This is a genomic window from Streptococcus mitis ATCC 6249 (assembly GCF_000146585.1).
GTDB lineage: Bacteria > Bacillota > Bacilli > Lactobacillales > Streptococcaceae > Streptococcus > Streptococcus mitis_AZ.
On the sequence record NZ_GL397179.1, the window covers coordinates 120,155 to 140,006 of the forward strand.

General features: G+C 35.3%; 19 protein-coding genes, 1 tRNA gene and 1 pseudogene. 5 read left to right on the forward strand and 16 right to left on the reverse strand.

All coding sequences use genetic code 11. The features are described from left to right. The 16 genes and pseudogenes from HMPREF8571_RS11025 to HMPREF8571_RS02705 form a co-directional block, all read right to left on the reverse strand. Positions 1 to 257, reverse strand: a pseudogene (locus tag HMPREF8571_RS11025) (23S rRNA (uracil-5-)-methyltransferase RumA); the annotation flags it as partial. A gap of 51 nt (positions 258 to 308) precedes the next feature. After that, positions 309 to 2,267: an ATP-dependent zinc metalloprotease FtsH gene (gene ftsH / locus HMPREF8571_RS02640; protein ID WP_000744576.1), complete on the reverse strand. Its 1,959-nt coding sequence runs from the start codon at positions 2,265 to 2,267 to the stop codon at positions 309 to 311. A 15-nt stretch (positions 2,268 to 2,282) separates the two neighbouring features. After that, complete coding sequence (hpt, locus tag HMPREF8571_RS02645) at positions 2,283 to 2,825, reverse strand: hypoxanthine phosphoribosyltransferase (RefSeq protein ID WP_000889411.1); 543 nt, start codon at positions 2,823 to 2,825, stop codon at positions 2,283 to 2,285. Positions 2,826 to 2,829: 4 nt separating this feature from the next. Continuing rightward, positions 2,830 to 4,107: a tRNA lysidine(34) synthetase TilS gene (gene tilS, locus HMPREF8571_RS02650; RefSeq protein ID WP_001205563.1), complete on the reverse strand. Its 1,278-nt coding sequence runs from the start codon at positions 4,105 to 4,107 to the stop codon at positions 2,830 to 2,832. Further along, positions 4,104 to 5,372, reverse strand: a complete 1,269-nt coding sequence (locus HMPREF8571_RS02655) for a serine hydrolase (RefSeq protein WP_001224820.1) — start codon at positions 5,370 to 5,372, stop codon at positions 4,104 to 4,106. Before HMPREF8571_RS02655 ends, tilS begins: the two co-directional genes overlap by 4 nt. Continuing rightward, the gene (locus HMPREF8571_RS11460) at positions 5,365 to 5,487 is read right to left on the reverse strand and encodes an SP_0009 family protein (protein WP_000429343.1); all 123 of its coding nucleotides are present in this window, start codon (positions 5,485 to 5,487) and stop codon (positions 5,365 to 5,367) included. Before HMPREF8571_RS11460 ends, HMPREF8571_RS02655 begins: the two co-directional genes overlap by 8 nt. 4 nt (positions 5,488 to 5,491) lie before the next feature. Beyond that, on the reverse strand, positions 5,492 to 5,860 hold the full coding sequence (locus tag HMPREF8571_RS02665) for a septum formation initiator family protein (protein ID WP_000041919.1): 369 nt from the start codon (positions 5,858 to 5,860) through the stop codon (positions 5,492 to 5,494). Further along, entirely contained in the window at positions 5,853 to 6,119 is a 267-nt protein-coding gene (locus tag HMPREF8571_RS02670) for an RNA-binding S4 domain-containing protein (protein WP_001234973.1), read from the reverse strand. Before HMPREF8571_RS02670 ends, HMPREF8571_RS02665 begins: the two co-directional genes overlap by 8 nt. Positions 6,120 to 6,176: 57 nt before the next feature. Beyond that, entirely contained in the window at positions 6,177 to 9,680 is a 3,504-nt protein-coding gene (mfd, locus tag HMPREF8571_RS02675) for a transcription-repair coupling factor (RefSeq protein WP_000258072.1), read from the reverse strand. After that, positions 9,681 to 10,250, reverse strand: coding sequence for an aminoacyl-tRNA hydrolase (gene pth, locus HMPREF8571_RS02680; protein WP_000163927.1), 570 nt, complete (start codon positions 10,248 to 10,250; stop codon positions 9,681 to 9,683). It lies immediately after the preceding gene. Between the two features lie 72 nt (positions 10,251 to 10,322). Further along, on the reverse strand, positions 10,323 to 11,438 hold the full coding sequence (ychF, locus tag HMPREF8571_RS02685) for a redox-regulated ATPase YchF (protein ID WP_001218699.1): 1,116 nt from the start codon (positions 11,436 to 11,438) through the stop codon (positions 10,323 to 10,325). 84 nt (positions 11,439 to 11,522) lie between these two features. Continuing rightward, positions 11,523 to 11,717 carry a DUF951 domain-containing protein gene (locus HMPREF8571_RS0101815; RefSeq protein ID WP_000285177.1) on the reverse strand — a complete coding sequence of 65 codons (195 nt, stop codon included), beginning with the start codon at positions 11,715 to 11,717 and terminating at the stop codon, positions 11,523 to 11,525. Between the two features lie 64 nt (positions 11,718 to 11,781). After that, positions 11,782 to 12,918 (reverse strand): DNA polymerase III subunit beta, encoded by a 1,137-nt coding sequence (gene dnaN, locus HMPREF8571_RS02690; protein WP_000581142.1) that lies wholly within the window; start codon positions 12,916 to 12,918, stop codon positions 11,782 to 11,784. Positions 12,919 to 13,076: 158 nt separating this feature from the next. Then, positions 13,077 to 14,438 carry a chromosomal replication initiator protein DnaA gene (gene dnaA, locus HMPREF8571_RS02695; protein WP_000660631.1) on the reverse strand — a complete coding sequence of 454 codons (1,362 nt, stop codon included), beginning with the start codon at positions 14,436 to 14,438 and terminating at the stop codon, positions 13,077 to 13,079. 216 nt (positions 14,439 to 14,654) lie between these two features. After that, positions 14,655 to 15,413, reverse strand: a complete 759-nt coding sequence (locus HMPREF8571_RS02700; protein ID WP_004239627.1) for a ParB/RepB/Spo0J family partition protein — start codon at positions 15,411 to 15,413, stop codon at positions 14,655 to 14,657. A gap of 57 nt (positions 15,414 to 15,470) precedes the next feature. Then, entirely contained in the window at positions 15,471 to 16,661 is a 1,191-nt protein-coding gene (locus HMPREF8571_RS02705) for a S1C family serine protease (protein ID WP_000681806.1), read from the reverse strand. Between the two features lie 186 nt (positions 16,662 to 16,847). Here HMPREF8571_RS02705 and rlmH point away from each other — a divergent pair, with 186 nt between their 5' ends. The 5 genes from rlmH to comE all read left to right on the forward strand — a co-directional run bounded on the left by rlmH (position 16,848) and on the right by comE (position 19,822). Beyond that, the gene (gene rlmH, locus HMPREF8571_RS02710) at positions 16,848 to 17,327 is read left to right on the forward strand and encodes a 23S rRNA (pseudouridine(1915)-N(3))-methyltransferase RlmH (RefSeq protein ID WP_000694217.1); all 480 of its coding nucleotides are present in this window, start codon (positions 16,848 to 16,850) and stop codon (positions 17,325 to 17,327) included. 43 nt (positions 17,328 to 17,370) lie between these two features. Then, positions 17,371 to 17,444 (forward strand) — tRNA-Arg (locus tag HMPREF8571_RS02715). Positions 17,445 to 17,607: 163 nt separating this feature from the next. Next, entirely contained in the window at positions 17,608 to 17,736 is a 129-nt protein-coding gene (gene comC / locus HMPREF8571_RS02720) for a competence-stimulating peptide ComC (RefSeq protein WP_001066643.1), read from the forward strand. Positions 17,737 to 17,753: 17 nt separating this feature from the next. Beyond that, positions 17,754 to 19,073, forward strand: coding sequence for a competence system sensor histidine kinase ComD (gene comD, locus HMPREF8571_RS02725; RefSeq protein WP_000362891.1), 1,320 nt, complete (start codon positions 17,754 to 17,756; stop codon positions 19,071 to 19,073). After that, positions 19,070 to 19,822 carry a competence system response regulator transcription factor ComE gene (gene comE / locus HMPREF8571_RS02730; RefSeq protein ID WP_000866077.1) on the forward strand — a complete coding sequence of 251 codons (753 nt, stop codon included), beginning with the start codon at positions 19,070 to 19,072 and terminating at the stop codon, positions 19,820 to 19,822. Before comD ends, comE begins: the two co-directional genes overlap by 4 nt. Positions 19,823 to 19,852: the final 30 nt, after the last annotated feature.

A 19,852-nucleotide genomic window follows, 5' to 3' on the forward strand; every position in this document is an offset into this window, starting at 1 on the left:
TAACTTTTTTCGTGAATTTGATTTTTTATTTTCTTCACTAACTTAACCACTGCTTCTGTTCGTGCAGTGTGAGGAAACATATCGACTGACTGGATATACTGGAGATCATAGACTTTTACTAGTTTAACTAAATCTCGTGCCAAGGTCGAAACATTGCAAGAAACATAAACCATTTTTTCTGGAACATAGGTCAGAATGGTATCCAATAGCTTATCATCTAAGCCTGTACGAGGAGGGTCGACTATCAGGGCATCTGCTCAGTAGCCTTCACATTAGAACATAAAAAGAGAGGTTGAACCTCTCTAAATTTATTTTTCTTCACTCATTTTTGATTTTACTTCATCATAAGATAGTGCATGGGATTCCTCTTCTACTGTCTCAGGCATTTTTCCTGTTTCGTAAAGAGATTTAATCTGTGTACTATCTAATGTTTCGTATTTCAACAATGCTTCTGCAATCAACTTATGAGTTTCACGATTTGACTGAATGATTTCAGCTGCTTTGTTTCGTGCCTCATTTAATAATGAACGAACTTCCTCATCAATCTCATAGGCTGTTTGTTCTGAAATTGATTTTTGAGGACTTTGTGCACCAAACATAGCATGATTACCTTCGTATTGAACTGGGCCAAGTTTTTCACTCATACCGTATTCAGTGACCATTGCACGCGCCATCTGTGTAGCTTGTTCAAAGTCATTTGAAGCTCCTGTAGTTTGGACATTGAAGATAATCTCTTCAGCTACACGACCACCCATCAAACCTGCTAATTGTTCTTTCATGTCTTCTTTAGATAGAAGCATTTGATCTTCTTTAGGAAGTGCAATCATGTATCCGCCTGCACGTCCACGTGGTACGATAGTCACTTTATGAACAACACGGGCATTCGACAAGACCAAACCAACAATGGTATGCCCAGCCTCGTGGTAGGCAACCAATTCACGTTCTCTTTGTGACACTGTTTTATCTTTCTTAGACGGTCCAGCAATCACTCTGTCCTCTGCCTCATCAATATCTGAAGCATCAATAACTGACTTGTTGCGACGAGCAGCAACCAAGGCTGCCTCGTTTAGAACGTTTTCCAAGTCAGCACCAACAAAACCTGGAGTTTGTTGGGCAACTAATTTCAAATCAACATCTTCTGCTAGAGGTTTATTTTTAGCGTGAACTTTCAAGATTGCTTCACGACCTTTAACATCAGGGCGACCAACCAAGACTTTTCTATCAAAACGTCCTGGGCGGAGAAGAGCTGGATCAAGAACATCTGAACGGTTTGTCGCAGCGATAACAATAATTCCTTCATTACCCTCAAAACCATCCATTTCAATTAAGAGCTGGTTCAAGGTTTGCTCACGTTCATCATTTCCTCCACCAAGGCCAACACCGCGTTGGCGACCAACAGCATCAATTTCATCGATAAAGATAATGGCTGGTGCTGCTTTTTTAGCATCCTCAAAAAGAGAACGAACACGACTTGCACCAACTCCGACAAACATTTCTACAAAGTCTGATCCTGAGATGCTAAAGAATGGAACGCCTGCTTCTCCAGCAACCGCCTTAGCAAGCAAAGTCTTACCTGTTCCCGGAGGTCCCTCTAAAAGAACACCCGCAGGAATACGCGCACCAAGTTTTGTAAATCTTTTTGGATCTTTTAGGAATTCAACAACTTCTACTAATTCTTGTTTTTCTTCCTCGGCACCTGCTACATCTGAAAATCGTACCTTGATATCTTCTTTGTTAGCTGCCTTGGCCTTGCTACGTCCAAAACTCATTGGATTTCTACTATTGTTTCCTCCCATATTTCCCATCATAGAGAATAGGAAGAAGAAGAGAATAGCAAATGGCACAACAGAGACAAGGATATTGATCCACATACCACTTGAACTCTCATGTTTAACCGTTACCTCTGCCTTATGTTCAGAAGCAAGTTTTTGCAATTCTGCAACTGTTGAATCCGACGGAAGAATGGTACTTGAGAATCTTTCTACTGTTGTGGCAGCAGGAGTGAAAAATTGAATTCCTGTTTCTTCTTTACTAGTCTTAGGATTTTTATAAACACCAGACACCTCAATGATGCTACCATTCGGCTGATAGGTTAATTCTTTTACATTGTCTGCTGTAATTTCTTTTACCAATTCTGTATAGTTAATTTTTTCGCTTCGTCCCGCAGTATTTCCAGAATAAAAATACTGGAATCCTGTTACAAGGAAGAAGATAATTAACAAGTATAGAAATGGATTTCTAACTAAACCGTTATTTTGTTTTTTCATTAAAGATAGATCTTTCTAATTTGAATAAACTTCTTCTTTCAATACTCCGACATAAGGAAGGTTACGATAATTTTCTTTATAATCCAGACCATAACCTACTACAAACTCATTTGGAATAGTAAAGCAAGTATAATCCGCTTCAATTTCAACAACACGTCCCTCTGGTTTATCCAACAAAGTCGCGATTTTAACAGAAGCTGCTTCTCTTTCAATAAACATATCTCGCAAATTTTTCAAGGTTTGACCTGTATCGATGATATCCTCTACAAATAAAACATGTCTTCCTTTGATATCTTGAGTCACGTCTTGCTTGATATTAATCACACCACTACTTGCTGTTCCACCATGGTAGCTAGATACCATCATGAAGTCCATCTCAATATGTGTATCAATATGCTTAACCAATTCAGCCATAAAAGGAATCGATCCTTTCAAAATTCCAACAAGAATTGGATTTTTCCCCTCATAGTCTTTGGTTAATTGTTCACCTAGCTTTTTAGCCGCTTCTGTAATTTCATCATGTGAAACGAGGATTTTTTTAATATCGTGTTCTAACATCTTTTTACCTATCTATTTTTTCTATATAAATTACAGTGTTCATTATATCATTTTTCGTGTTTTTACTCAAATCACTGGTCGCAATTCCTAAAATTGAGACAATTTCTCCAAATTGCTCAATAATAGGGATTGTTTTTCGTTTTTCAATAGGGATTTTCAAATCTATAAATAAGCGTCTCAGTTTCTTTCGATGACCATTTAGGATAATAACATCGCCAGGTTTTCGACATCTAATATGTACAGATGTTTCCCGTGAAACCGTTACTTTTTGAACAAAATCCCCTTCAATAGGGATACCAAAGGAAAATAAATAACCCATATATCGAACTTGATTTTGATAGTGTAACACAAGTTCATCTTCCTTTTCATCGGCCTGAGGACTGATTTTACAAACTCGAAAATTCTGATACTCTTTTATCAGTTCGTAACCATTTTTAAGAGAGTGACGATACTGGCTTTTCGTTGCTAAAATCTGTCGAACTTCGGCAAACTGAGCCTTTGTCAGATTTAAGTCTGGAAATTGATTAAGATAATTCTGGAGCAAGATTCCTTGAGTTTGTTGTGAGTATGAAAATAGCTCATTCAAATCTTCCACATCAATTTGTTTCGAAAGATCCGTTATTGTTACTTGGTAATCTGAAATTTCCCTTCCTAAATCTAAAAGAGCGGATTTAAGACGAGGGTTTTCTTTTTCAAGTTCTGGTAAATACCTATTTCGAATACGATTGCGAAAATAGCTGTTCTCACGATTTGTTTGATCTTCGAAATGAAAAATTGGTGGGAAGTCTGTTTTATGAAAAGGCAATAAGGGACGGATGAGTTCAATTCCATCAACTACTTGACTTTCTTTTATTCCTGTTAAATGACGTAGTCGACTTCCTCGAATCAAGCGCATCAAAATCGTTTCAACTTGATCATCTGCATGGTGAGCAGTAACCAAGGCAGTCGCTCCAGCCTCTTTCATAATTTTCCTAAAAAAATCATAACGAAACTCTCGAGCACGCACTTCTGAAAAGTCTCCTGAAAAACTTGTGATATAAATAGGAAGTTCAGCTGCATCAGCTAACTTCCTTAGTTCATTTTCCTCCCAGTCAGACTCACTTCTCTGCTTGTGATTGACATGTGCTAAAATCAACTCAATTCCCAACTCTTTTTGGTAAGTAGACAATAACTGGAATAAAAACATTGAATCCAGTCCGCCAGACAGAGCCAATAAGACTTTAGAATGTTTTTTGAAATACTCTTTTTGGAGAAAATGATTTAAAAAATCCTGATCCCTCATTTTAGAACCTCATAGACATCCTTGGCTATCTTAGCAATGGTGTCATAATCAGAATTTTTAGTGAAAATGGAAAGAACGAAAGGAGAATCAGTATAGACAATGGCAGTGTCATGTTTAAACTCGTCGGCATCTCCAATTTTATGAGCTACCTTAACCGAAACACCTTTTGCGATTCGTTGGTTGTCAAAATCTGTCTTACCTAGAGACTCTAGGACAAAACCATTCTGATTATAAATAGCTTCCATAAGTTTTCCAGCCATTTTTGAAGAAGTCAATTTGTCATTCACATCCCAATCTTCACTCATAATGGTGGACATTTTTTCTTTGAAAGCCCCGTCAGATTGATTGGTCACATAATAACCTAAAATATTATGAGCAACATTGTCAGACTCTTTTGTTACCTTGGTAATCAACTGTTGAAGACTGTATTCTTTGTTATCTTCTTTTTTAGGTAAGCTACCACTACCTTCTGGTTTATAGGACCCAGGGAAACTATTTACTTCTGGGATATACTTGAAGCTACTGTCTAGCGTATATTCCCCTTGATTTATCTTATCTTGAGCATAATAAAGGTAGGCCAGTTTCAAGATACTGGCTGCATAGAGTTTGTTGTCTTCATTCACCCCAGCCTCTTTACCTGTACTCAGCTGTTTAACATAAATAGAGTAATTTTCATTCTGATAGTTGTTTGATAAGATTTCTTGAACCTTCTGGATGCGATTATCTTCTTCTGAAACGAACTCTTTTGATACCCACCCAACTTGATCAATATGAAGTAATTCTTGTCCCTCAGCAAAGAGGGTTCTATCCACTAGTACGTGTTGATAGGGGGAGAGGGTAGAAGAAATTTCTTTAGTGCCATAAGGGCTGTTATAGATAACAAACCCTGGTTCCAACCATACTTGTCTATTTTGAGTTTGAACTTGACTTTGATCATAGACCAAACGCTTATCTGCAAGGATAAACTGGTGATTATCTAATTTAAAAACAGGAACACCTTGTCTATTCAAACGCCATTCTACGATTTTAAAGGCGGTTTCAGGAGTTAATTTACCAGACTCCTTGACAAGATCCTCATTAGCATAGAGAGTTGTTTCACCATATACCATTGGGGATTCCAGTGTTTCTTTATAGTAGAACCCATAGTCAGACTCAGTTAGATAATAAATTTCTTGCGAAGAGTAAGGAAGCTGTTTTTCTGTGCTAACTACTCTTGAGGTTATGATAAAAGCAGGTAGCAATAAAACTACTAAGAACTTACGCATTCTTCTCTTCCCTTTCTTCTTGTAATCGTAATAAATGATTTTTAGCTGCTAATTCTTCTAGTTTTTCATCTGATAAACTTAGAAACTGCTCAACAACTTCTAATAAATTTTCCATGACATTACCTCGGAAGCAAATCAGGAATTGTGTAAATCGCTTCTCGTTTCTTTGAGTAATAGTACTTGGCGCGTGCATATTTTGCTACATAGTCTTCATCTTTCAACTTTGCAGCAAAAGCGGATTCCTTGTCCTTTTCATCACTGAGAGTTTGATACTGCTCTTTCAACTCTGTCAATTGCTGACGACGTTGCAGTAACTGATTATAGCTTTGGACCAGATTATAGGTCGGTAAAATAAACAATAAAATCATCAAAATAAGAACCCAACCCATAAAGCGATTCCTCTTTTGTCTTTCCTTCATCAGGTAACGACGACGTTGGTGTTCATTTTGAATAAAAGGATTATTCATCTGTACAATATTTTTAGACATTTTCTTCTACCCGTGTTTCACTGATAATTTCATACATGCCTGCTGCATCTTCTTTTTTTGTACTATCTTTCATCTCCAGTACTTTTACAAGCAACAATTTATTTCCAAAGCGAATTTCAACTTGGTCATCAACTTTCAAATCCGTTGAACTTTTGGCCAAAATTCCATTTACCTTGATTCTACCTTTATCTGCTACTTCCTTTGCGACTGTACGACGCTTAATAATTCGTGATACTTTTAAATACTTGTCTAATCTCATTTTTATTACCTCAAATTATTATTGTACCATTTTTATCCCTTTTATAGAAGAAAAACGTCAAATAGAATTAGCTTCCTTTGATTCTTTTATCTCTAGCAAACTTTCTCCAAAAATCAGCAGACCTTCTAAAATTTCATAATCCTTCTTGTTTCGGACATCAAATACAACTTCCATTAATCCTCTATTCTCCGCTATAGCTGCTTTTAAATTGGTTGCAGATAAGGATTTAAAGTAATCTTGAGCTAAGAACAGTCGCTGAGTGATTTTTTCAAATTGAACTGTAATCTTATTATCTTTTCTTTCCACACGTTCTACAAAGACCTTGTCCAAATATGACTTAACCAAACCAATCTCTAAAAGGTAGGCTACTACATCTGGGTATTCTCCAAAGCGGTCCATCAACTCTTCTTGTAGTTCTTCATAGTTGACACGGTTGTCAATTTGACGAATTTTCTTGTAAATTTCAATCTTATGTCGTTGGTCAGAAATATAAGTATCAGGAAGATAAGCATCAATTTGTAAAATCAACTCAGCATTTCCTTTATTTCTTGTGTTCTCAGTGCCATTGCGTTTAGCAATAGCTTCCTCTAATAACTGTGAATACAATTCAAAACCAACAGAATCAATGAAACCTGATTGGGATTTTCCTAATAGATTTCCTGCACCACGAATCGAAAGATCTCGCATCGCAATCTTAAATCCTGAGCCTAATTCTGTAAATCCCTTAATCGCTTCTAATCTCTTCTCAGAGACTTCACTAATTGATTTTTCTGGACGATACATGAGATAGGCATAAGCAATGCGATTACTACGACCAACTCTTCCTCTTAATTGATACAAGGTTGACAAGCCCATATGATCTGCATTTTCAATAAACAGGGTATTGGCGTTTGGAATATCAACACCTGTTTCAATAATAGTAGTTGTCACCAAAATATCATATTGACCTTCAATAAAGTCCAATAGAGTGTTTTCTAACTGAATTTCACTCATTTGTCCATGAACAAACCCAATCGAAGCTTCTGGAATCAACTCCTGTAATTCTGAAACCTTCCGATCAATAGTGTCAACTTTGTTGTAAAGATAGTAAACTTGACCTCCACGCTCCATTTCACGCAAGACTGCATCACGAATCACACTATCATTCTTTTCCAAAACATAGGTTTGCACTGGATAACGATTGGTCGGAGGTGTTTCAATAACAGACAAATCTCGGATTCCCAACATAGACATATGAAGAGTACGAGGTATTGGAGTTGCTGTCAAGGTTAAGACATCCACTTGTTTCTTCAGTTCTTTCAACGTTTCCTTATGCTTGACACCAAATCGTTGCTCTTCATCAATAATCATCAATCCCAAATCTGAAAACACAACATCTTTTGACAAAACACGATGCGTTCCAATCAAAATATCGACTTGACCATTCTTTAATTTTTCAAGTGTCTCTGCCTGCTCTTTTTTACTTCTAAAACGACTCAACACATCAATATTAACAGCAAAATTTTGGAATCTCTCTTTAAAATTTGTATAGTGTTGTTGCGCTAAAACCGTCGTCGGAACTAGAACGACAACTTGTTTATGATCATTGACCGCCTTAAAAGCAGCACGCATTGCAACCTCAGTCTTCCCAAAGCCAACATCCCCAACTAAAAGTCGATCCATGGGATGAGAATCCTGCATATCTCTCTTAATTTCCTCAATACTACGAAGTTGATCATCCGTTTCAATATAAGGGAAAGCATCATCAAAAGCATGTTGCTCATCATCATCAGCTGAGAAAGCAAACCCCTTCAACTGACTACGCTCAGAATAAAGCTTGATTAAATCGTCAGCTATATCCTCTACCTGGTTCTTAACTTTTTGCTTGGCCTTTTTGAAATGACCATCATTTAATTTATTAAGTTTTGGCGCTTTACCATCACTTGAAACATATTTTGACAGTAACTGAATCTGCTCTACTGGGATGGAGATTTGATCCCCATTTTGATATTGAACACTGACATAATCACGGTGAATCCCTTTGATTTCAATTGTTTCAATACCTAGATATTGACCAATTCCATGGATATGGTGAACAACGTAGTCCCCTTTTTCAAGTTCATTATAATCTTTTAATCGCTCTGCATTTGACGCATGTTGTCTTCTAAAACGACGTTTTAATTTCTTTTGAAAAATCTCATGTTCAGTAATCAAGAGAATTTTTTCATCTACAAAATGAAAACCATGTCTTAGATTACCCTCAATCAAGTTTACAGATTCTTTACAGATACTTGACTTATCTCTGGAATCCAATTTAATCTGGTATTCCTCTAAAACATCCTCCAATGTTTTACTTCCCATTGAATTGCTAGACTGCAGAATAATGGTGTAGTTCATTTTTTTGTATCGCTCAATTTCTTCTTTTAGAAAAGAAAATTGATTGAAAAATTCCTGCATGGGAAATTGATTAAATTGATAAATGTGATCAAACTTGAGATTTCCTAATCCTTTTTGGAGATTGGAGAAAAAGGTAACTGGACTTTGTTTTTTATAGGTTTGCTCTGTATCTGCAAAATACTGCATATCAGAAAATGATTTACCATTCTGTAAATCTTCTGTAAAGTATTGCGCTAACTCTCTTTCAAAGTCTTCATAATGATTCATCAATTTTTGGTAATCATCAAAAAACACTGGTGTATCTTTTTCAATATAATCAAATATAGTCCATGTTTTATCGTAACATAAAGATAAAAACTTTCGACTATCTGAATGTACTTGTTTTTGATGAAAACTTGACAAAATCTCTTCCAAGTATGATTTTAAAATTGGTGATAAGGTCTTTGAAATTTGCTTTTCTAAAGCTGACTGCCCTCGTAGATAGTCCTTTTCCCTCAAAAGCATATCACTTGCTGGAAAGATGGTAAGTTCTGTTTGATTTTCTTTTGATAATTGTGTTTCTACTTCGAAAGTCCGAATTCCATCTACTTCATCACCAAAAAACTCGATTCGGAAAGGTTCTAACTGAGACATCTCAAAAATATCTAAAATATCTCCTCGAATACTAAACTCACCTTGAGTTTGTACTTGCGTAACTTTGCGATAGCCTATTTCCTTTAATTTGTGAAGAAGGTCATGTTGGTCATATTCTTCACCGACTGCAATCCTTATAATACTTTCTTTAAATCCAGTTGGAGAAGGTAAAATCAAGCGACTTGCTGCGATATTACAAACTAAAATCCCTTTCTTAGACGGATCACTCAAAAAACGCAAGGCTTCAACTCGCGAAATGATTTTTTCATGTGAAGATATCAAAAACTCTACCATAGGAGAGTCATCTACCAAAAATGGATAGACAAATTCCTCTCCTAAGATAGAAAGAAGATCACTGATAATTCTTTCTGCTTCTCCATAAGTTGATGTCAATAACACAATCTTATTTTCTTTTTTTAGACTACTTGCAATTGCAAGAGCCTTGGTAGAAGTTGACAGACCTAGTATTAGTTGTCTTTTCTTATCTATCAGATTTTGATGCCATTTTTTTATCTGATCATTTTCTGAGAATAAATCTAATAAAGTCACCATTTATCCATTATACCTCTGCATTGTTTTCTCAAAGTTTTTCTCTTGTAAATAGTAATTTACAGCATCGTCAACCTTGTCAATTGACTGTAAAATACCTACATAGTCATCCTGATCAAACTTACTTAAAACATGGTGAACAACTGACATACCTTTTTTAGGTCTTCCAATACCTATTTTAATACGGTTAAAGACCTGAGTCCCTATATGTTGAATAATAGACTTTATCCCATTATGACCACCTGCTGAGCCCTTTGCTCTTAAACGAATTTTTCCAATTTCCATGTCAAGGTCGTCGTAAATAACCAGTAAATCTTCAATATCCAAACCATAGTAAGTCAATAAAGCATGAATAGCTTTCCCGCTTTCATTCATAAACGTCGTTGGTTTAACAAGATAAATTTTTTCGCCATTAAGAAAAAAAGATGCTAGGTCAGCTTGAAATATCTTATCGTGTGTAAAAGTGACATTTTGTTTTTTAGCTAATTGGTCAATCAACATAAAGCCAACATTGTGCTTGGTTTCAAAATATTTATCCCCTGGATTTCCTAATCCAACAAGTAATTTAGTCATTTATTTTCCTTTCAAAAGCCAAAAGGGTTGGAATTTTTTTCCAACCTAATTGACACTATTTGTTAAATGTTATTAGACATTAAAGCGGAATTCCATAATATCGCCATCTTGAACGACATATTCTTTTCCTTCTTCACGCAAGCGCCCAGCTTCTTTTACAGCCTTTTCAGATCCATATTTCACCAAATCATCATAAGACATGGTTACTGCACGGATAAATCCTTTTTCGAAGTCAGAGTGGATGATACCAGCAGCTTGAGGAGCTTTCATACCACGCTTAAAGGTCCAAGCACGGACTTCTTTTTCACCAGCTGTAAAGTAAGTTCCAAGTCCAAGCAAGTGGTAAGCAGCTCGAGTCAATTTATCAACACCTGATTCTGTCAATCCAAGTGCTTCAAGAAACTCTTGCTTATCTTCATCATCTAACTCAGAAATTTCTTCTTCAGCACGCGCGGAAATAACTACTACTTCAGCATTCTCTGTCGCTGCAAACTCACGAATTTGTTTGACATAATCGATAGAATCCGGATCTGAAACGACATCTTCATCCACATTAGCAACATAAAGAACTGGTTTAGTCGTCAAAAGGAAGAGACCTTTGACTACTTTTTGTTCTTCATCTGTAAATTCAATAGTTCTAGCTGATTTTCCATCTTCAAGGACTGGTTTAATTTTTTGAAGGACATTAAACTCTGCTACTGATTCTTTATCTTTTTGCGTACGCGCCATCTTTTCTACACGCGCATAGCGTTTATTTACTGACTCTAGGTCAGCAAGAATCAACTCCAAGTTAATGGTATCAATATCTGCAAGTGGATCCACAAAGGCGTCTTCACGTCCTTGCTCGCGCATAACATTTTCATCATCAAATGCACGCACAACATGAACAATCGCATCTACTTCACGGATGTTGGCCAAAAATTTATTCCCTAGACCTTCTCCTTTCGATGCGCCTTTTACAATCCCTGCAATATCTGTAAATTCAAAAGTTGTTGGAACTGTCTTTTTAGGAGTAATCATTTCCGTTAGTTTTTGTAGGCGTTCATCTGGAACTTCTACCATTCCAACGTTTGGATCAATAGTCGCAAATGGGTAGTTTGCTGCCTCTGCTCCTGCTTTTGTAATTGCATTAAAAAGGGTTGATTTACCAACGTTTGGCAAACCAACGATACCTGCTGTTAAAGCCATATTTTCTCATTCTCCGTTCTCATTTCAATCCCTAACATTATAACACAAAAAGGGAAAACTTGCTAACTCTCTAGCTAAGGGTTCTTAGTCAATAATCTTATTCATTTTTCGTTCAAAATCATGGCGGCTCATCATAACAAGGTGGTCGCAATTGCTACATTTGATTTTGATATCTGCCCCAACACGTGTAATTTCCCAACGATTGGCTTTTTTTCCTGTTGACTTGATGGTGCAAGCATGTGGCTTTTTCATTTCAATAAAATTTCCAACTTGATACATACTACTCTCCTTTTCTTTTTCGATTATATCATAAAAGAGGCGAGCTAGGCTCAACCTCTTTCACTTAATTTGTACGAACTGGAGTAATGAGCTGCATGAAGTCTTCATCAGTATCTGCTGGAACAAGAGTGAATGGACGAACAGCTGAGATAAAGCTGATAGTTACTTTTTCGCTATTTAAAGCTTTGAGGGAATCAATCAAGTAAGTCGGGTTGAAACTAATAGTCAAATCATTCCCAGTAACCTGCTCAGTATCGATTTCTTCGTTTACTTTACCAACTTCAGGAGAATGAACATGGGCGCTAACAACACCACCTTTAATTTCAAGCTTCACAGTACCATTTTGAGTCGCACTTGATAAGAGACGAGCACGTTCCATTGAATGACGCAAGTTGACAACATCAAAAGTTACTGTCGTATTAAAGTCAGTTGGAATCAAACGATCTGTATCAGGATAGTTTCCTTCTAGGAGACGAGTGTAGAAGCTAATATTTTCGCTTCTAAAGAGGATTTGATTATTTGCAAAGAAAATCTCCACAGTTTCAATATCATCCGTAAATACAGCTGAAAATTCGCGTAGAGAGCGACTAGGAATCACCACATCAAAATCATCACCATTTTTTTCAAGAGTCAATTTTTTCTGGCTAAGGCGATGAGAGTCTGTTGCAACTGTCTTTAGTTCCTTGTGATTGCTCAAAACAAAATGGACACCAGTCAAAATTGGACGACTTTCTTGCGTACTTGCAGCAAAAGCTGTTTCATTGATAATTTTCTTAAGTAGTTTGGTTTCAAGAACCAAAGGTGTGCTTGCTGAAATTTCTTGAATTCGTGGGTACTGTTCGCTATCTTTTCCTTTTAGAGTGATTTCTGATTTGCCACTTGTTAAGACAATTTGTTTTTGTTCAATTTCTTTGAAATCAAGGGTTACATCTGGAAGACTGGATACAACATTGATAAAGAAAGAGGCTTCAAGAAGAATCGAACCTAAGGAAGTAATCAAAAGACCAGCATCTTCATTTTTTTGAGAAATGAAATTTTCAATGGAGATTTGCCCATTTGATCCAATTAAAGTAATTCCTTCATTGGTAACATCAATTTTGATTGTTGATAAAATTGGAATAGCATTTTTAGAGCTAATTGCTCGTTTTGTGGTATTTAAGGCTTGTAGAAATAAATTTTTATTAATTGAAAAATGAATCATGGATTCTCCTTTATTTATTCTTAGTATTAGAAAGTTAATAGTAATAATAGAGTGTGTGAATTCTGTGGAAAACTGATTTCTATTTAGTAAACTCAAGTTTCTTAGCTTGTTTAAAAAATGTGGATAAAAAAGATAGGAAAGTGAGAGTTATCCACACTCTACTTAATTTTCTTTTTGATTGATTCTACTTCTAAACGTAAATTATCGTCTTCGTCAATCAATGATTTTATTTTAGCATGAGCATGAATCACGGTAGTATGATCCTTTCCGCCGAATTCTTTTCCGATTTTAGGAAGACTATTATCTGTCAGTTCTCTAGCTAGATACATAGCAACTTGACGCGCCAAAACGATGTTTTGAACTCGTCTCGTCCCCTTCATTTCTTTGACACTCACTCCATAAAAATTACCAACTTCAGTTTGGATTTTTTCAATTGGAATAACAAGCATCTGGCGGGCATCTTGTTTACGTGCTCTGATAGCCTCTGCAGCGATATCAATAGTTATATCCTTAATCTTCTTGACTCTGGCAATTAAAGTGATATCGTTGATTGCTCCTTCCAATTCTCGAACATTTGAGTCAAATTGGCCAGCTAGGTATTCTAGGGTATCGCTTTGGAAATGGTAATCTAAATGCTCTGTTTTACTTTGAAGAATGGCGATACGTGTTTCAAAGTCAGGAGGGGTGATATTTTGTGTTAATCCCCAGCTAAAGCGCGTGACAAGTCTCTCTTCAAGGCCTTCTAGGTGTTTAGGGCTACGATCACTGGTTAGGACAATCTGCTTCTGTTTATCATGAAGAGCATTGAAGGTATTGAAAAATTCTTCCTGGGTCGCGACTTTTTTGCCACTGAGAGATTGGATATCATCGATCAACAAGAGATCAAGACTACGGTAAGTCTTTTTGAACTTTTCCATTTCCCCAAGTCGCAAGTGTTCAAGAAAGTCATTGATAAAGCTTTCAGCAGGAATGTACTTGACACGCGCATCAGGAATATTCTTCAAAATCTCATTTCCAATCGCATTGAGCAAATGAGTCTTTCCAAGCCCAGGTCCTCCATAGATGAAAAGAGGATTATAAGTCAGAGCCAAATCTTCAGATACAGCTAGTGCAGCAGAAACCGCCCAAACATTTCCATCACCTTGAATAAAGTTATCAAAGGTATATTTTTCTTTTAACCCTGTTTCGGAGTAGGGAATCGTTGGTAGCGCAGGTGTGTAATTGTAAGTAGAACTATCAGTCGTATCACTTACTTGAGAAGACTCTGTACTCTGAGGTTTAGTGAAAATATAGTGGGGTTTGATTTCAGAATCATAAATTTCAAAACCAGCAGCAACAATAATATCTTTTAATTGCTTTTCCCATACCATTTCCATCTCTGTTCTCGGTAGAAATATAGTAGCTGTATTTTCTTCTACTTTGATGAGTTCAGCAGGTGTAGCATAGAAATCATACATAGATCGCGTCAATCTTTCTTGAGCAAATTCTAAAATACGATTCCAAAATTGCTTTTCTTTCAACTATTTTTCCTCCTTTACTATGATTTTAGTAGTTTAGTGCTAGACTTATTTTACCATAGATAGTATGATTTTTCCACAGATTGGGGAAAAGAATCCACAATGTTAGCAGTATTTATCCACAGGTTGGGGATAAATAGAAAAATCCTTGATTTAGTAAGTCTTTGGCTAAAAAAATTAGTGGATAAATTTGTGGGTTGAGAAAATAAAACAACAGCCTTATTTCAGGCTGTTGATAATTCTGTCATATTCTTCTTGACTTGAAAAAGAAATAACAATCTTTCCAGTATCTTTTTTAGAAAGTTTAATTTCTACATTCACTCCAAGTAGTTTTTTCAATTTATCTTCCTCATCTTTGATGAAAGAGTCACTTTTTTTCTGTTTCTTTTGTTTTTTTTCTGTCAGCAGTGTTTCTAGTTTTCTCACAGAGATGTCTTCGTTTTTGATTAATTGGAAGAAATATTCTTGCTGCTCTTTATCCAAACCAACTAGTGAACGTGCATGAGCTTGAGAGATTTTTCCATTTTCCACTTCAGATAAGATATGCTCTGGTAGGGAAAGCAAACGAATAAAATTAGTGATATAAGGACGAGATTTTCCCATTTTATCCGCTATCTCAGTATGAGTAAATCCTTTTTCTACCAAAGATTCGTAGGCGCGTGCCTCTTCAACGGGATTCAAGTTTTCTCTCTGCAGATTCTCAATGATAGACTGGATCATCATTTCTTGATCTGAGAGGTGTTTCACAAGGGCTGGAATAGAAGTAAGACCAGCTAAGAGAGAAGCCCGATATCGTCTCTCTCCTGCAAGGATTTCATAACCAATTACAGGAGATTGACGAACGATGATTGGTTGGATGAGCCCATTTTCTTTGATTGATTGAGCTAATTCCTTTAATTTATCTGCATCAAATTCTTTTCGAGGTTGGTAAGGATTTTTTTGTATTTCTGAGATAGAAATCATTTCAAATTTTTCCATGATTCTACACTAACATATCTTTTACTATCTGTAAAGTTTTCTTTACACTGATGTCAATTAAGACTCTAGATCACCTGAATTCTTATCAAGTTTAATAGAGGTTGTTTCCTCCTTACCATTACGATAGTAGGTTACTTTTATAGTATCTCCTATAGCATGAGTATAAAGAGCATGTTGTAGATCTGTTGATGAAGCAATCTCTTTGTCGTCAACTTTAGTAATGACGTCGTATTTTTGAAGATGTCCATTTGCTGGCATATTACTTTGAACAGATCGAACAACTACACCTGAAGTAAGACTACTTGGAATGTTGAGTTTTCTCAGATCATTCGCCCCAACATTAGCTAAATTGACCATTTGAATTCCAAGAGCAGGACGAGTTACTTTACCATCCGTTTCCAGTTGTTTAATAATATTTTGTGCATCGTTTGAAGGAATTGCAAAACCAAGACCTTCTACAGATGTTTTCCCGTTACTTGCGATTTTACTTGATGTAATTCCGATAACTTGACCTTGAATGTTTACAAGTGGACCACCAGAGTTACCTGGGTTAATAGCAGTGTCTGTTTGAATAGCTTTTGTAGAAATAGCTTGTCCATCTTCAGATTTCAGAGATACAGTTCGATCAAGACTTGAAATGATCCCCTGTGTAACGGTATTGGCATATTCAGAACCTAGTGGACTACCAATTGCAATCGCTGTTTCCCCTACATTAAGTTGGCTAGAGTCACCGAATTCAGCTACTGTTGTTACTTTCTCTGAAGAGATTTTTACGACAGCAATATCAGAGAAGGTGTCAGATCCGACAATTTCACCAGGAACCTTAGTACCATCTGCTAAGCGGATATCAACTTTTGAAGCTCCATTGATAACGTGAGTATTTGTTACAAGATAGGCATCATTTCCATTCTTTTTATAGATAACCCCTGAACCTTCACTTGCAATTTGTTGAGAATCAGGATCAGTATCTGTTTCATCAGTTCCAAATAGACTACTTTGTCTATTTGATGAATAAGTAATAACAGATACAACGGCATCTTTAACCTTATTGACTGCTTGGGTAGTTGAAGTTTCATTCTTATAGGATGTTTGGGTAACAGTGTTGGAATTATTATTTGTAGCTTGGTTTCCTTGTTTTTGATAAAGTTGTAATGTTACGAAACTTCCTAGTGCACCACTTAAAAAACCTATTAAAATGATTACAAGAACTTTTACTCCTTTTTTGTAAAATTTTTGTAAGTGTTTCATAAACGCCTCCGTTTGTTATTTATTTACTCAGATTATAAACCTATTAACTTAATTCAAACTTAAAAGTTTGAAAGTTTTACACAAGTTGTGGATAACTTACTTTATTCTGTGAATTTCCTTGTGATTTTGGATGTTTTTTATGTGTATAAGATGTGAAATAAAGTGTGGATATGATAGAATAGAAGAATGAAAATAAAAATTGTAACAGTAGGAAAACTGAAAGAAAAATATCTTAAAGATGGTATTGCTGAATATAGCAAACGAATTTCACGTTTCGCAAAATTGGAGATGATTGAGCTTGCTGATGAGAAAACACCTGATAAAGCTAGTGAAATAGAAAATCAAAAAATCTTAGAAACAGAAGGCGCTAGAATTCTTTCTAAAGTTGGAGAAAGGGATTTTGTCCTTGTATTGGCTATAGAAGGAAAAACATTCTCTTCAGAGGAATTTAGTAAGCAATTAGAAGAGGCTTCTATAAAAGGCTACTCAACTCTTACTTTTATCATTGGAGGAAGTTTAGGTCTGGCACCTAGTGTAAAAAATAGGGCTAATCTTTCTGTCAGTTTCGGACGTCTAACATTACCACATCAGTTAATGAGATTGGTTTTAGTTGAACAAATTTATCGAGCTTTTACTATTCAGCAGGGATCTCCTTATCACAAATAGAAGATTGACTTAGCTCTTGTTTTTTGATAGAATGTTCATGTTAGGTCTCATAGCTCAGCTGGATAGAGCATTCGCCTTCTAAGCGAACGGTCGCAGGTTCGAATCCTGCTGGGATCAATTTTAGATGTAAAGCTGGGATTTTTCCCGGCTTTTTTCTTAAAAAAGTGCGTTTCAGGTGCAAAAATGTACAGTTGGGAAGAAATTTTTCTTACATGGTCTTCATTTTGTATAATAGGGTTGTAAGTTAATTTACAAGAAAAACAATACAGGAGACTTTATTATGAATAACACAGTTAAATTGGAACAATTTAAAGAGGTAACAGAAACAGAATTGCAGGAGATTCTAGGTGGGGACTTGAGAATTTCAGAAACAATTCGTAATCTTATTTTTCCAAGAAAAAAGAAATGAAATAAAGGTAAAGAGTAATGGATTTATTTGGATTAGGGATAGCTATTTTTTATTTCCTCATTATTAGCAAAAGTTATGAATGGATTTGTAAAATAACTAGAAAAGAACAAATTATTTTTTTCTGTTACACATGTATCTCAGTTTTTATACTTGAAGAAATTATTACACTAGTATTTTCTAATAGTTTTGCTTTGTCTAAATTTTTATTTCCTTTGGTTGTGTATGGTTATTTAAGAAAGTTAAAGAATTATGAAAAATATAAAGGAATTTTTATCAGTTTACTACTATCTTTATTATATCATAGTACCCATACTTTTATATCCGTAACCTTATCTTCTATAATGGGTGATGAACTTGTATTATATTATAAAATTATATTCTTTTTAGTAGTATTATTGTTGACTTATTTTTCTATTCTAATAATAATTCGTTATTTTCATCTAGATATTAAATATTTTGATAAAGATTATCTCTATCCTTTTTTTAAAAAAACAATAGTTGCTTTCTTTAGTTTACATATCTTATTGTTTATTTCAGATATAGTAAGTACGACTCATCACTTAAATAGCTTCGGAAGTATTTTATCAACCATTGTTTTTATTTGCTTATTATTGATTTTCTTTGCAATGAACTCTCATAAAGTTCAAGTTGAAAAAGAGATTGCTCTAAAACAAAAGAAATTTGAACAAAAGTATTTACAGACTTACACAGATGAAATTGTAGGTTTGTATAATGAAATTCGAGGTTTTCGTCATGATTATGCAGGCATGCTTGTCAGCATGCAAATGGCAATTGACAGTGAAGATTTACAAGAAATTGACAGAGTTTACAATGAAGTATTAGTAAAAGCGAATCAAAAACTGCGTTCAGAGAAATATACTTACTTTGATTTGAATAATATAGAAGATTCAGCTTTACGTAGTTTGATTGCTCAATCCATTGTCTATGCACGAAATAATGATGTAGAGTTTACATTGGAAGTAAAGGATGTTATTACTAGATTGTCAATAGATTTACTTGATCTTGTTCGCATCATGAGCATTCTCTTAAATAATGCTGTTGAAGGTGCTGCGGATAGTTACTTGAAACAAATGGAAGTTGCAGTTATTAAAATGGATTTTGAAACAGTTATAGTCATCCAGAATTCATGTAAAATCACTATGACGCCTTCAGAAAACTTATTTGCCTTAGGTTTCTCTACTAAGGGAAGAAATAGAGGTCTAGGACTTAATAATGTCAATGAGATTTTAGACAAGTATGACAACATTATTCTAGAAACAGAGATGGAAGACAACACATTTAGACAAATTATTAGATTTAAGAGGGAATTTGAATGAAAGTACTAATTTTAGAAGATGTTATTGAGCATCAAGTGAGACTTGAGAGAATATTGAATGAAATCTCTGAGGAATCAAATATTCCTATTTCGTACAAGACAACAGGAAAAGTTCGTGAGTTTAAGGAATATATCGAAAATGATGAAGTAAACCAGCTTTATTTCCTAGATATTGATATTCATGGAATCGAGAAAAAAGGCTTTGAAGTGGCTCAATTTATCCGTCATCACAATCCTTATGCTATTATTGTCTTTATTACTAGTCGATCTGAATTTGCTACCTTAACGTACAAATACCAGGTATCAGCCCTAGATTTTGTTGATAAAGATATCAATGATGAATTGTTCAAAAAACGCATCGAGCAGAGTATTTTTTACACTAAGAGCATGCTGCTTGAAAACGAAGATGTTGTAGACTATTTTGATTACAACTATAAAGGAAATGATTTGAAAATTCCTTACCATGACATTTTATATATCGAAACCACAGGAGTTTCTCATAAACTTCGGATTATTGGTAAGAATTTTGCTAAAGAATTCTATGGAACTATGACAGATATTCAGGAAAAGGACAAACATACCCAACGATTTTATTGCTCCCATAAATCTTTCCTTGTCAATGTGGGAAATGTGAGAGAAATTGATCGAAAGAATTTAGAAGTTGTCTTTTATGAAGATCATCGCTGTCCCATCACTCGTTTGAAAATTCGCAAACTAAAAGATATTCTAGAGAAAAAATCTAAAAAGTGATTGACAATTAGTAAGAAATTGATATAATGG